The sequence below is a fragment of the Kribbella sp. NPDC000426 genome, assembly GCF_040300265.1.
In the GTDB taxonomy this organism is placed as follows: Bacteria; Actinomycetota; Actinomycetes; order Propionibacteriales; family Kribbellaceae; genus Kribbella.
Map to the genome: position 1 here is coordinate 43,712 of NZ_JBEPDK010000009.1, position 13,480 is coordinate 57,191.

Below are 13,480 nucleotides of genomic sequence, written 5' to 3' on the forward strand. Positions count from 1 at the left end.
AGAAGAGAGTTCGAACAGTGGTCAGGTTCGCTGGTCGCCTGTAAGTTCGCCGGGTTGCGCAGCCCCCAGGGCCCGACATCGACCCGTCGTGGCTGAGGAGTTGGAGTCGCGAGGCAGAGCAACGACGATCCGGGTAACACACGGAAGTCCATCCCTGTCGTCAGTTCACGAAATGGCCCAATTCGCGGAGGCTGCGCGGCGCCCTGCAAGACGCCGGCCTGCGTCCAGCACGGGATCCCACCGCGACCAACCCGGTCCTGACGGAGTCCTCCTTGGCCGCAGCCGCTGACCGTGGCCGTGCCCGTGGCCGTGGCCGTGGCGGCGGGATCGCACGCTCGTTCGTCTTGTAAGTAAGGGGTTCCAGCGGTTCCACCGATTTGGCCGACGAGCATTCACCAAGTAGAATCGAACACATGTTCGAGAATGATCTGAGTGAGCTCTCCACGGCCGACCTGCTGGAGTCGGCCGCCGAGCACCGCGCGATGGCCAACCGGGCCGACGCGCGGCTGCTGCAGCACGCCCAGATCTACGCCGACCGCTTCCACCCCTCAGTCTGCGGCCTCCGACCCGGCCGCCGCTCCGCCGACGGCCGCGAGCGGGCCGTGGTTTTGGGCGGTGAGGGCTGTCCGGAGATCGCGGAGTTCGCGATCGCGGAGTTCGGTGTGATGCTCGCGATCTCGCCGATGGTGGCGCGCCAGTTGATCGGTGAGGCGTTGGCGTTGCGGCACCGGTTCCCGTTCACCTGGGCCCGCGTCCAGTCCGATGACGCCACTCCCTGGAAAGCCCGCCAACTGGCCACCTACTGCGCGAAGCTGTCCGAGGACGCCGCCCGGTACGTCGATAAGCGTGTCGCGCCGCTGATCGACTCGATCACGCCGTACCGGCTGGACAAGATCATCCGCGCCGCCAAAACCCACGCCGCTCCCGAACAAGCCCGCGCCGAAGCCGCCGAAGCAGCGAATGAACGCGGTGTGTTCGTCGGGCGCAGCGACGACCATGGCAACAAGACCATCTACGCCAAGGCCCCGGCAGGCGCGGTCACCCGCTTCGACGCCAAGATCGCCGCCATCGCCGAAGCCCTCAAAACCTTCGGCGACACCCGCCACCTCCAACACCGCCGCGCCGACGCCATCGACATCATCGCCGACCCCCAATTCACCCAAGAACTCCTCGCCCAAGCCCGCAACCACCCCACCGCCCCAACCACCCCCACAACCACAGACATCGCCACAGACACCGCCACCTCTACCCCTGGTCGGCACTCGGCGAAAGCGCGCTCCGAAGCAGCCTCCGGCTCGCGACCCGCAGCAGCGGACCCGCAAGCGCCCGGCGGTACGCGACCCGCAGTAGCAGGCCCGCAGGCAGGTGTCGGTGCGCGCTCCGCGGCAGCGGGCTCGCAGTCGGGCGTCGGCGCGCGGTCGGCGGCTGCAGGCAGTGGCGCGTTCGGTCCGCTCGACCGCACGAGCGACGCACCGGGTGTGTCGGCGGACCCGGCTCGCGGTGGTGACACGGTGCGCGCGGCGAGCCCGTCGCACGAACACCGAGAGGCCGGTGACGCCCACCTGGCCGACCTCACCGCTGACCCGATGGCTGAGCCGGTCGAGCTGCGGGAGCCACCGCTGGACGATGGCGCGGGTCCGTACGATCCTGACCCGCCGAGTGATCCGTTCGACAGCCGGCCGTCGGGATACATTCCCGGACCGCGCAGCGAACCCGACGACGGCGTGCCAATGGACACGGCCGCCCAACGGGCCCTGGACGCACGCCTCGCGCAGATCAAACGGGACGCCCACGCCAACCCCACGAGTCGCGGCGGCGGACAGGTGCGTCCTGGGCAGACCGAGGTCTTCGTGCACCTCACCGACCTCACACTGGCCACCGGCACCGGAGTACTTCGCGCCGAGGGGATCGGACCGCTGCTCGCCGACCAGCTCACCGAACTCGTCGGCCACGCCCCGTACACCGTCAAACCCGTCATCGACCTCAACGACGCGGTCAGCGTCGACGCGTACGAGATCCCGGACCGGATCCGTGAACGGGTACGGCTGACCTATCCGGTCGAGTTGTTCCCGTACGGCACCCGCGAAACCCACCGGACCATCGACCTGGATCACATCGAGCCATACGACCCGTACGGCCCGCCCGGCCAGACCAGCACCCGCAATCTCGCACCGCTGAGCCGCTTCGGCCATCGGGTGAAGACCCACGCCCGCGGCTGGAGCGTCCGGCGCGTCGACTACAAGACGCTGGAATGGACCACACCCCACGGGTTCAGGTTCGAGGTCGGCCCCACCGGGACGCACCGCCTGCCCAACCCCACACCCGACAACCGGCCCTAAGCTACCCGGAAGACCCGACCGGACACCTCAATGATGTCGTCGCGATCGAGCCCGCCCGGGCAACCTTCGGCTGGCCGCCCAAGCCAGCCAGCACTCTAAATCCTTCTTCTCTTCTTCAGATCTCTTCCTGCAGACGCCTAGGGCTTCTTCTGTTTCTGTTCGGCGGTCTGGCGGCGGACTTCGGCTTGGGTGGTGCGTTCGTGTTCTAGCCAGTCGGGGTTGTCGGCGCGGATGGCCTCGATGTCGGCTGTGGTGAGGGCCTCGGTGATGCCTGCCCGGGCCAGGCCGCTGATTGAGACGCCTAGCCTGGCGGCGACCACGGAGCGTGGGTGGGGTCCGGTGCGGCGGAGCTCCCGGAGCCACTCGGGCGGGTCGGTCTGCAGCGCGTTCAGCTCGTCGCGTGACACGACGCCGTCCTGGAACTCCGCCGGGGTGGCCGGCAGGTACACATCCAGTTTCTTCGCCGCCGTCGAGGGCTTCATTGTCTGCGAAGTCTTCTGGGATGCCTTGCGCGCTGTCATGACAGCAGCGTAACGCCCGGTAACCTGTGAGCCGTGACCGGATTCCGGCTGGGCTATGTTCCCGGCGTGACCCCAGCCAAGTGGGTCCGGATCTGGGCCGAGCGCCTCCCCCGCGTCCCGCTCGAGCTGATCCAGGTCGCCGCCGCCGACGCACCCGATCTGGTACGCCGTGGCGAGGCCGACGCCGCGCTCCTGCGCCTGCCGATCGACCGCACCGGCCTGCACGCCATCCCGCTGTACGTCGAGCAGACGGTCGTGGTGGTGCCCAAGGACCACGTGATCACGGCTGCCGATGAGATGACCGTCGACGACCTCGCCGACGAGCTCGTGCTGCACGCCCAGGACGACGTACTCGACTGGGACCGGCCGCCGGGCCGGCTGATCGAGGAGCGGCCGGTGCGGACCGGGGACGCGATCGAGTTGGTTGCCATGGGCACGGGCGTGCTCGTCGTACCGCAGTCGTTGGCGCGGTTGCACCATCGCAAGGACCTGACGTACCGGCCGCTGACCGGCGTGCCGGAGTCGCAGGTCGCGCTGAGCTGGCCGGAAGCGGACGAGACCAGTGAGCTGGTCGAGCACTTCATCGGCATCGTCCGCGGCCGGACGACCAACAGCACCCGCGGGCCAGCCGCCACCAAGATCCCGAAGACCCCCAAAACCTCCAAGCCCGCCAAGCAGAGCAGGACCGCGAAGAAGCAGCCGGACAGAAGCCGGCAGAAGCCGCGGCGCCGTCGCTAGTCTCAAGTTGAGTTCTCAACTACCATCGGGAGTATGGCGATCTTCCGGTTGAACCACGCGGTCCTGTACGTGCGCGACGTCGCGGCGAGCGTCGCGTTCTACCGAGACGTCCTCGGCTTCGGGTACACCGAGAGCGGTGACTCGATCCCGGGCGCGGCGTTCCTCCGGGCACCGGGGTCGAGCAACGACCACGACCTCGGGCTGTTCCAGATCGGGTCGCAGGCGGGTTCGTCCGGCGCCGGCCGGACCACGGTCGGGCTGTACCACCTGGCCTGGGAGGTCGACACGCTCGGCGACCTCGAGGACCTGGCCGGCAAGCTGAGCGAGCACGACGCGCTCGTCGGCGCCTCGGACCACGGGACGACGAAGTCGCTGTACGGCAAGGACCCCGACGGGCTCGAGTTCGAGATCGTCTGGATCATCCCGGCCGACCTGCTCACCGACGACGACCGGAACAAGACCGGCATCGCGCGCCTCAACCTGGCCGCCGAGATCGAGAAGTACGGCCGCGACGCCCGCAGCGGCGTCGGCATCTCCCGCGTCCTGGGCTAACGCCCACGACGCGGAGGGTGGTTGGAGTCCCCGCGGGGTAGCCGCGCTGCTGGCGGCTCGCAGCATGTGCGCGGTCGCCGCGGGCGAGGCAGCCGTCGTACTGCGCGGAACCCGCGGACGGGGCTCAAGTGCGGGCTATCTCGGTCGCGATGCGGAGCGCGTTGGCCAGGACGGTGAGGACGGGGTTCACGCCGCCGTTGGTGACGTGGAGTGAGGCGTCGGCGATCCAGAGGTTGTCGTGACCCCAGACGCGGCCATGAGGGTCCGTGACCGATCGGGCCGGGTCGTCGCCCATACGACAGGAGCCGGCCTGGTGCTGTCCGGTGCTCGCGTGGCCCAGGCTGACGGTGCCGATCGCCGTACGGAGAGCGCCGGCTTCCTCCAGCCACGCCTTGGCCTTGGCGCTCATGAAGCCGTGCGCACGTACGTCCTCCGGATGGATCGATCCGCTCGTCACCACGACCGGATTGCCGAACCGGTCGACCACCGACGGATCCACGCGGACCCGCGACTCGGCCGACGACACCTCTTGGATCGGCCCGACGACGCGCAGCATCCGCCGTACCTCGTGGCGCATCGCCTGCTTGCTCGCCAGACCGCCGCGCGGGATGAGTCCGGCCCCGGTCAGATAGTCGTACGTCGCCGCAGGCGTCGGCACGAACTCGTTCGCGAGCATGCCGCCGCCGATGATCCCGTCGTTCCCATGCCGGAAGTCGCAGGTCGCGATCGACGCGCCCGGCCCGACCAGATCGACCACCTCGTCCTCGAACAGGCCGACCGCACCGGCGTACACGTGGGCCTGCAGATGCCGCCCGACCTGGTCCTGGTTGTTGCCGATCCCGTGCGGCTCGCCGTCATGCGCGCTGTTCAGCAACAGCCGCGGCGTCTCCGATGCCCCCGCGGAGACGACCACCTCGCTGCAGGAGATGGTCCGCCGCCATCCGTCGTCGGCAACCAGCGCGACGCCGGTCACTCGGCCACCTGAGGTGACCAGCCGCTCGGCAGTCGTCTCGGTGACCAGCGTGCAGTTGCCGGTCGCGAGCGCGGCCGGGAGCGCGGTGTTGTGCGTCCCGCCCTTCGCGTCGACCGGGCAGGCGAAGCCGACGCACTGCCCGCAGCGGACACAGCCGGAGCGTCCCTGGTAGTCGACCGAGTTGATCAGCAGCGGTACGTCGAGAATCCCCCACCCCAGCCGGTCCGCAGCCGCGGCCAACAGCTCGGCCGGCCCGGTCCGCGGCATCGGCGGCATCGGCAGCGGGATCGACCGCGGCTCGTGCCACGGATCCGCGCCGCCACCGCTCACCCCGAACCGCTGCTCGGCCAGCGAGTAGTACGGCTCGAGGTCGTCGTACGAGATCGGCCAGTCGGCCAGCGCGCTCCCCTCCGGCACGCCGTACGTCGTGGCCATCCGGAAGTCCCGCGGGACGAACCGCCACGCCTGCGCGCCGTACACGCGCGTCCCGCCGCCGACTGTGAACGCGTTGTTTCCCCACCCGCCGTCGGGCGGCAGCACCTGGCTCCGCACCCCGTCCACGACCGAGATCCGCGGCCGTCCCGCCGGATCCGGATCCGTCAGCGCCGGCAGCCCTGCCACCGATCGCGGGTTGCGCAGATGGTCGTGCGCGAGCGATTCCGTCGTCGGATAGCGCCCCAGCTCGACGACGAGCACCGACCGCCCCGACTCCGCCAGCACCTGCGCTGCCGCTCCCCCGCCGGCGCCGGAGCCGATCACGATCGCGTCGTACCGATCCGCCAACTCCGACCGCGGCGTGATCGTCAACGAAGTCTGCACAGGCGAGAAGTCGCCGGTCTGCCAGCCGACCATCCCCCACGCCGCCGGGTCCGCGTAGTACCCCTGCGCCACCAGACGGACCAGCCAGGCCCCATCCGCATCCGCCAGCACCGCATCGAGGTCCGGCGCCGGCCCGGCAATCTCCAAGGCTCGCTCGACCCGCGGTTGCCAGTCCGGGCGATCCTCGGCCAGCACCTGCTCCACAAATCCCACCGCTCCCACCGCCGCGGGGTACTCGTCCGCAGGTACGGCGACCGCTGCGAGCCGCTCGAGCACGATTCGTTGCTGTTCAGAAAGGGCCACGACCAAATCCTTTCACGCAGCATGCACGCTCGCATCGTTTGTACTTGCCGGTCCAAATTTGGCGAGCAACGCTGTGGGCATGGCACTTGACGACTACTACTTGCTCGGGCGGTCGGGACTGCGGGTCAGCCGGCTGGCACTGGGCACGATGAACTTCGGGCAGGCGGGCTTCCACGCGCCGTACGGCAAGAGCGAGGACGACGCGCGGGAGATCTTCCGTACCTATATCGATGCCGGCGGCAACTTCATCGACACCGCCGACTTCTACACCGCCGGGGAGAGCGAACGGATCCTCGGGCGGCTGATCGCCGAGGCGGGCGTCCGGGAGCGGATGGTCCTCACCACCAAGGCGACCAACAGCCTGGACTCCGGCGACCCCAACGCCGGCGGCAACAGCCGCAAGCACCTCATCCGCGCGCTCGACGAGTCCCTGCGACGGCTCGGCACCGACTACGTCGACCTGTTCCTGCTGCACACCTGGGACCGCATCACCCCGATCGACGAGGTACTGCGGACTCTCGACGACCTCGCCCGGGCCGGCAAGATCCGCTACGCCGGTCTGTCCGACGTACCGTCCTGGTACGCCGCTCGCGCACAGACGCTGGCCGACGCGCACTCGCTGACCCCGATGGTCAGCCTGCAGCTGCCGTACTCACTGGCCGAGCGCACGATCGAGACCGAGCATGTCCCGATGGCCCAGCAACTGGGGCTCGGCATCACCGCGTGGAGCCCGCTCGCCGCGGGCTTCCTGACCGGGAAGTACCAGCGCGACGACGCCAAGCAGATGGCGGGCGAAGGCCGTCTCACCGGTGCCGGCGCGGCCGGACAGTCGTGGTCGGACCGGCAGTGGGAGATCCTGCCGACAGTCCGGGAGGTCGCGGACAAGCTGGGCGTGACGATGGCTCAGGTCGCGGTGAACTGGGCGGCCACGCAGCCTGGCATCGCCTCCGCGATCGTCGGCGCGAGCAATCCGAAGCAGCTCGCCTCGAGTATCGACGCGCTCAGCTTCGAGCTGCCGGCCGAGTTGCGGTCCGCGCTCGACGAGGCCAGCGCCGTACCGCCGGAGTCGGTCTACCGGATGTTCACGCCGGAGTACCAGAGCTGGCAGATCAACCCCGGAACGAAGGTCGCGGACAAGCCGGCCGGCTACCGGCCGCCGGTCGTCAACTGGAGGTAGTCCAGGCAGAGATCGAGCGCGTACTCCAGATGCGTCGACGAACCTGAGGACATCAGGATCACGACGCCGCCCTGGATCGCGGCGATCAACGCACCCGCGGCGCGGGCGGGATCCACGTCGGCACGGATCTCGCCCGCAGCCTTCATCTCCTCGATTCCGCGCTCCAGCCGGTGCTGCCATTGCGCGAGCAGCTTCCCGGTCACGGCCTGCGCCGCCGGGGTGTGCCGCCCGATCTCGGTGATCAGGACGCCGAGCGGGCAATGCACACCCTGGCGTCGGTACCGCTCGACGACGACGTCACGCCACTCGGCCCAGGCACCCCAGCTGGTCAGCTGCCCGAGGTGCGGCTCCTGGTCGTCGAGCACCTGCTCGGCCTCGCGCTCGGCGACCGCGAGCAGCAACTGCTCCTTGCCCTCGGGGAAGTAGTGGAACATCTGGCTCTTCCCGGTCCGGCTGCGCCGGCCGATGTCGTCCAGCTTCACCGCGCTGATCCCACGCTCGCGGATCTCGGCGGCGGCCGCTGCCACGATCCGGTCTCGAGTCGCCGCACCCTTTGCTGTCAACACGCGGTCAAATGTACCCGCCGGTCCATCAGCTCCGGCCGGCGTTGAGCTCCGCGAGCTTGCCGAACACCTGCTTCGGCCGCCACTGCCCGTCGTCCCCGACCGCCACCAGCCCGTACGACGAGAGGTCGAGATCGTGCCGCGGATCGTTCTCGCGGTGCGGCAGCTCGAAGCCCGCGAAACTGAACCAGAACGCCGCCGCCAGCTCGATGCGGTCGAACTCCTCGACGAGCTCGAACAGGTACTCCACTTGTTCCTCCTCGTCCCGCTCGTACGATCCGTTGAGGACCGGCGGGTCGACGCTGCGGTCCACGATCATCCAGCCGGTCCCGCCGCGCGCGGCCGCGCCGCGGTACGCGCAGCAGCCGAACTCGGTGGCGACGACCGGCTTGCCCCATTTCGAGCGCGACGCCAGCTCGTCGGCGAAGGTCGCCGCGTTGGCCGCGTCCCGGTACGCGTCGACGCTGACAATGTCGAACAGGTCCCAGTTGACGTCCTCCCACAGGCCGGCGGCGTACGTGATCCGGCCGCCGAAGACGCTCCGAGCAGCACTCGCCAGCTCCTCCTGCACCGAACCCCAGCGCTCGAGGCCCGCCTGCAGTTCGGTCAGCTTGGCCGGGTCGGTCCACGTCGCCGGGTCGCCCATCAGCGCGAGCCGCTCCCCCGAGGTCTCGCCCGGCACGAAGCCCTTGCAGAACACGGACAGCTCGCAGCCCAGCACGAGCACGACGTCGCCGCGCGCGGACTGCCGCAGCACCTCGGCCTGTGCGGCGCAGTCGGCGAGGAAGGCGATGAACTCGGCGGGCTCGAGGTTCATCGGCATCGGCGAGAACCACAGGTCCAGCCCGGCCGCCAGCGCCGCCTCTCCCGCCACCACCAGCCGGTCGAGCTCGGTCCCCACCACCCGCACCGCGGGCGCATGAAGCTCGTCCGCGATCACCGCCAGCTCACGGCGCACCTCGTCGGCTTCGAAACGGCTGCGCGTACTACGGCCGTCGTACCGCAGGCCGGTGTCGTAGTTCACCCCGATTGATCGCATGACCTTCAGCCTAGCAACAAACTCATACTCGGTATATCTTTTAATTATGAACCACCTGGGCCGCCGGGAGCGGAAGAAGGCCGAGTTCCGGACCCGGATCTCGGAGGTCGCGACCACGCTCTTCCTCGAGCGCGGCTTCGACGCGGTGTCGGTGACAGAGGTCGCCGAGGCGGCAGATGTCGCGCGGCCGACGGTGTTCGCGCACTTCGCCCGCAAGGAGGACCTGCTCTTCGACCGCTACCCCGAGGCGGAGGCCCTGGTCGTTGCCGCGATCAACGACCGCCCGGCCGGGATGTCCGCGGTCCGAGCACTGTCAGATCTGCTGGTCGCGCTGGCCGACGAGGGCCACCCGCTGTCGACGATCCGCGGCACGTTCCGCCGCTTCTGGGAGGTCGTTGCCGAGTCCCGGGCCCTGCAGAATCGCGCCCGCGAGTTGCTCCAGCAGATCGAGCAGGCGATGGCCGCGGCGATGGCACAGACCGGCGTACCCGATCCGCAGCTGACCGCCGCGCTGACGGTCGCTGCGTACCGCGTCGTCCACCTCGAGTCGGTGCGCCGGATCTTTGCCGGCGACGATCCTGATGTCGTGGCTGCGGAGCACCGGGAGCGCATCGTCAGCGCCCTCGCTGTGGTCGATCAGGCCTTCACGTAGGAGGCGATCGTCCGGGCGCAGTCGATCGAGGCCGTGTGCGACGTGTCCACCTCGACGTCGTACGTGATGCCTTGATGCACGATCAGCGCCTGCCCTTCGGCCATGCCGGCCGGACGATCACCGCGGGCGGCCTCTCGCTGCGCCGCGATCGTCGGGTCGCAGTGAACGCCGACCCACAGCGTCTCGAGATCGCCGATCGCGTTCCACCAGCGCTGCTGCGAGGACGGGCCGCCGAGGAAGACGTCGTCCATCACGACCCGGCCGCCGGCCCGGCACATCGCGACGATCCCAGCGGTCCAGGCCGCTTCCAGTTCGCGGAACGCCGGCCCGACCGACACGTCGCCGTCAGCACCGATCACGATCCCGTCCGGCGAACCCTCCAGTTTGGCCGGCAGCGCGTCGACGAAGTCGTCCACGCTGAACCCGAGCCACGGCTCGTCCAGCACCTCCTGCAGAGCCCGCACGATCGCGGTCTTCCCGGAGCTGGAACCGCCGTTGAGGATGATCAGTCGAACCGTCACGCCTGCAAGGCTAGGGGCTGGTCCGGCGTTACCTCGACGGCTTTTCGGCGAGCCAGCCCGAGGAACGGCAGCGCAAGCACCTGCAGACCGGCCGACAGCAGGTAGGCCTGCCCGTATCCCCACAGATCAGCCGACCGGCCGAGCCCCGGCTGGATCACGACGCCGCCGGCTGAACCGAGCAGGTTGTCGAACGACAGCACCGTCGCCCGCTGCGCCGACGGGATGTGGCTGTTCAGGTACGCCTGCCGCACCGGCGTCATCGCGGCGAACATCGTGCCCCACACCATCAACAGACCGAGCGCGGCCCAGAACGACGTCACCAGACCGATCAGCGCGATCACAGCCGCGGACGTGGCGATCGCCGCGATCAGGATCATGATCCGGTCCCGGACGATGCGCGCGACGTACGACGCCGACGCGCCGCCGGCGATCTGCGCACCGGCCACGATCCCGGCCGACAGACCCGCGATCCAGTACGAATCGGCGTGCCCGTACAACCGCAGAAGGTAGGGCTGCGCGGCGTAGAAGCCGTACACACTGACCCCGGCGGTGAACGGACCGGCCAGCATCACCCAGCGCACCGGCGGATTCAGCAGGCCGTGCCGCAGCGACGCCCGGACGATCCCGACCATCTCGCCGCGGACCGGGACCCGCGGCTTCGGCGTGAATCCGAGGTCGCGCATCGCCCGGCACGCCACCGCGAAGGTGGCCGCGAGCAACAACGCACGGGCGGCGTACGGTACGCCGAGATTCGTCACCTGGGCGAGGAAGCCGCCGCCGATCGAGCCGCCCATCATCGCGATCCCGCTCGCCACCTGCCCCTTCGCGAACGCCGCGTCGAGCGACCCGTCGTACCCCGTCGCGTGCAGGCCGTCGACCAGCCAGGCCTCGGTCGCGCCGCTGAAGAACGTGAACCCGAGCCCGAGCAGCACCGACACCACCGCCCACAGCACGAACGGCGCATGGGTCTGCCACAGCAGCAGGTAGAGCAGCGTGGAGCCGAACAGAGTGGCCGTGCCCAGTAGGTACGACGTACGCCGGCCGACCGTGTCCGCGACCACCCCGGTCGGGACCTCGAACAGCACCATGCCCGCGGTGAAGAACGCGTTGGCCGCGAAGGCCTTCCCGATGCTCAAACCGGCGTCGAGCAGGAACAACGTGTTGATCCCCCAGATCATCGACGATGCACCTGTCGACACCGCGACCAGCGTGACGTAGGTCCGCAGTACCCGCTCCGGCGTCATGGTGTGTCCCTCCTCCGTAGTCACCGGGTACGTCGGAGTCGTCGCAACGGTCTCGACATCCACCCAGGTAGCTCTCGCGGCGGGTATCGTCCGGGCCGTGACGATTCAGCAGGACGGCGCGACGAGCCATACGCCGAACGCCCACGACACCGTCAAACTCGCGGTGGTCGTCGGGGCACTCGGCGTGGTGTTCGGTGATATCGGGACCAGCCCGATCTACACGATCCAGACCGTCTTCAACCCCGAGGACCCGCATCCGGTGCCGGTCAGCGCCAACAACGTCTTCGGCGTCGTCTCGCTGATCTTCTGGTCGGTGATGATCGTGGTCACTGTTACCTACATCCTGCTCGCGCTGCGCGCCGACAACGACGGCGAGGGCGGCCTGATGGCACTGATCACGGTGCTGCGCCGGTGGGGCCGCCGGCAGCCTGAACGCAAGGGTGCGATCGTGCTGGCCGGGCTCGGCCTGTTCGGAGCGTCGCTGTTCTTCGGCGACAGTATGATCACGCCGGCCATCTCGGTACTCTCCGCGGTCGAGGGCCTGAAGCTCGTCGAGCCCTCGCTGGGCGAGTACGTCGTACCGATCACCGCGGTCATCATCATCTTGCTGTTCGCCGTCCAGCGGCGCGGCACCGAGGCCGTGGGCCGGGTGTTCGGACCGGTCATGATCGTCTGGTTCGTGGTGATCGGGGCCTGCGGGATCGGCGGGATCGTCGAGCACCCGGCCATCCTGAAGGCGCTCTCGCCGACGTATGCGATCGGGTTCCTCGCCGGGCACTTCCATATCGCGTTCTTCGCGCTGGCCGCGGTCGTGCTCTCCATCACCGGCGCGGAGGCGATCTATGCCGACATGGGGCATTTCGGCCGGAAGCCGATCTCCCGCGGCTGGTTCTTCCTCGTCCTGCCCGCCCTGGTGCTGAGCTACCTGGGTCAGGGCGCACTGGTGCTGAAGGACGAGGCCAACCTGAGCGGTCCGTTCTTCCTCCTGGTCCCGGACTGGGCCCGGCCACTGCTGGTCGTGCTCGCGACCGCGGCGACCGTGATCGCGTCGCAGGCAGTGATCACCGGCGCGTACTCGGTCGCGTCGCAGGCCGCGAAGCTCGGCTACCTGCCGCGCCTGCGGATCGCCCACACCTCGGCGACCACGGTCGGTCAGATCTACGTGCCCTGGATCAACTGGCTGCTGCTGGTCTCGGTGCTGACGCTGGTGTTCGCGTTCCGCAGCTCGGCCGGGCTGGCCTACGCGTACGGAATGGCCGTCACCGGCACGATCACCGTCACCACGACGCTGTTCTTGTACGTCGCGCACTACCGCTGGAACATCCCGAAATGGCTGATCGGCGTCGGCGCAGCCGTGCTGCTCTCCATCGACCTGCTGTTCGTCGCGGCCAACCTGACCAAGATCGTCCACGGCGCGTGGCTGCCGCTGCTGATCGCGCTGACCGCGTTCACGATCATGACGACCTGGCAGCGCGGCCGGCAGGTCGTCACGGCCGAGCGGGAGAAGGCCGAGGGACCGCTGCAGGAGTTCATCGACCAGCTCGGCTCCGGCGACATGCCCGTCCGGACGGTGCCCGGTACGGCGATCTTCCTGAACCGCGGCGGTGTCAGCACCCCGCTCGCGCTGCGGGCGAACGTCGAGCACAACCAGGTGCGCCACGAGCACGTGGTGATCGTCGCGATCGTGACCGAGGAGATCCCGCGCGTCCCCGAGGACCAGCGGGTGATGGTCAACGATCTCGGGTACGGCAACGACGGGATCACACACGTCACGATCAAGTTCGGATACATGGAGTCGTCGGACGTCCCCGCGGCCCTGGCCCTGCTGGATCCGGCCGCGACCGAGGGGCCGCTCGACCTCGACAACGCGTCGTACTTCCTGTCGAAGATCGAGCTCCGCCGCGGCAAGTCCGCCACGATGGCCGGCTGGCGCAAACAGCTGTTCCTCGCCACCTCGCACATCACCGCCGACGCCGCGGAGTACTTCGGGCTGCCGCGCGACCGGACCGTCATCATCGGATCGCATATCGAGCTCTAGC

The 13,480-nt window shown here is 69.2% G+C and carries 12 protein-coding genes; 6 read left to right on the forward strand and 6 right to left on the reverse strand.

Annotation, left to right across the window (positions count from 1 at the left end):
• Positions 1-413 precede the first annotated feature (413 nt).
• The gene (locus tag ABT313_RS37260; protein ID WP_350863952.1) at positions 414-2,339 is read left to right on the forward strand and encodes a hypothetical protein; all 1,926 of its coding nucleotides are present in this window, start codon (positions 414-416) and stop codon (positions 2,337-2,339) included.
• A gap of 137 nt (positions 2,340-2,476) precedes the next feature.
• On the opposite strand, the gene ABT313_RS37265 is transcribed toward ABT313_RS37260, so the two are convergent.
• The gene (locus tag ABT313_RS37265; protein ID WP_350863955.1) at positions 2,477-2,860 is read right to left on the reverse strand and encodes a DUF5997 family protein; all 384 of its coding nucleotides are present in this window, start codon (positions 2,858-2,860) and stop codon (positions 2,477-2,479) included.
• 33 nt (positions 2,861-2,893) lie between these two features.
• Between ABT313_RS37265 and ABT313_RS37270 the strand changes: the two genes are divergently transcribed.
• A complete protein-coding gene (locus ABT313_RS37270; RefSeq protein WP_350863958.1) occupies positions 2,894-3,598 on the forward strand; it encodes a LysR family substrate-binding domain-containing protein in 705 nt (234 codons plus the stop codon).
• A gap of 33 nt (positions 3,599-3,631) precedes the next feature.
• Positions 3,632-4,150, forward strand: a complete 519-nt coding sequence (locus ABT313_RS37275; protein WP_350863961.1) for a VOC family protein — start codon at positions 3,632-3,634, stop codon at positions 4,148-4,150.
• Between the two features lie 124 nt (positions 4,151-4,274).
• Here the strand turns inward: ABT313_RS37275 and ABT313_RS37280 are convergent, their stop codons facing one another.
• On the reverse strand, positions 4,275-6,245 hold the full coding sequence (locus ABT313_RS37280) for a GMC family oxidoreductase (protein ID WP_350863964.1): 1,971 nt from the start codon (positions 6,243-6,245) through the stop codon (positions 4,275-4,277).
• Between the two features lie 79 nt (positions 6,246-6,324).
• Between ABT313_RS37280 and ABT313_RS37285 the strand changes: the two genes are divergently transcribed.
• Positions 6,325-7,422, forward strand: coding sequence for an aldo/keto reductase (locus tag ABT313_RS37285; RefSeq protein WP_350863967.1), 1,098 nt, complete (start codon positions 6,325-6,327; stop codon positions 7,420-7,422).
• Here the strand turns inward: ABT313_RS37285 and ABT313_RS37290 are convergent.
• A complete protein-coding gene (locus tag ABT313_RS37290; protein ID WP_350863970.1) occupies positions 7,392-7,988 on the reverse strand; it encodes a TetR/AcrR family transcriptional regulator in 597 nt (198 codons plus the stop codon). The two genes, ABT313_RS37285 and ABT313_RS37290, sit on opposite strands and share 31 nt — an antisense overlap.
• 25 nt (positions 7,989-8,013) lie before the next feature.
• Entirely contained in the window at positions 8,014-9,024 is a 1,011-nt protein-coding gene (locus ABT313_RS37295) for a glycoside hydrolase family 113 protein (RefSeq protein ID WP_350863973.1), read from the reverse strand.
• A gap of 46 nt (positions 9,025-9,070) precedes the next feature.
• On the opposite strand from ABT313_RS37295, the gene ABT313_RS37300 reads away from it, so the two are divergent.
• Positions 9,071-9,676 (forward strand): TetR/AcrR family transcriptional regulator, encoded by a 606-nt coding sequence (locus ABT313_RS37300; protein WP_350863976.1) that lies wholly within the window; start codon positions 9,071-9,073, stop codon positions 9,674-9,676.
• On the opposite strand, the gene cpt is transcribed toward ABT313_RS37300, so the two are convergent.
• Positions 9,661-10,197: a chloramphenicol phosphotransferase CPT gene (gene cpt, locus ABT313_RS37305; protein ID WP_350863979.1), complete on the reverse strand. Its 537-nt coding sequence runs from the start codon at positions 10,195-10,197 to the stop codon at positions 9,661-9,663. The genes ABT313_RS37300 and cpt overlap by 16 nt on opposite strands.
• Positions 10,194-11,441, reverse strand: coding sequence for an MFS transporter (locus ABT313_RS37310; RefSeq protein WP_350863982.1), 1,248 nt, complete (start codon positions 11,439-11,441; stop codon positions 10,194-10,196). The genes cpt and ABT313_RS37310 overlap by 4 nt, the downstream gene beginning before the upstream one ends.
• Positions 11,442-11,538: 97 nt before the next feature.
• Here ABT313_RS37310 and ABT313_RS37315 point away from each other — a divergent pair, with 97 nt between their 5' ends.
• Complete coding sequence (locus tag ABT313_RS37315) at positions 11,539-13,479, forward strand: potassium transporter Kup (protein ID WP_350863985.1); 1,941 nt, start codon at positions 11,539-11,541, stop codon at positions 13,477-13,479.
• The last annotated feature ends 1 nt before the right edge of the window (position 13,480 follow it).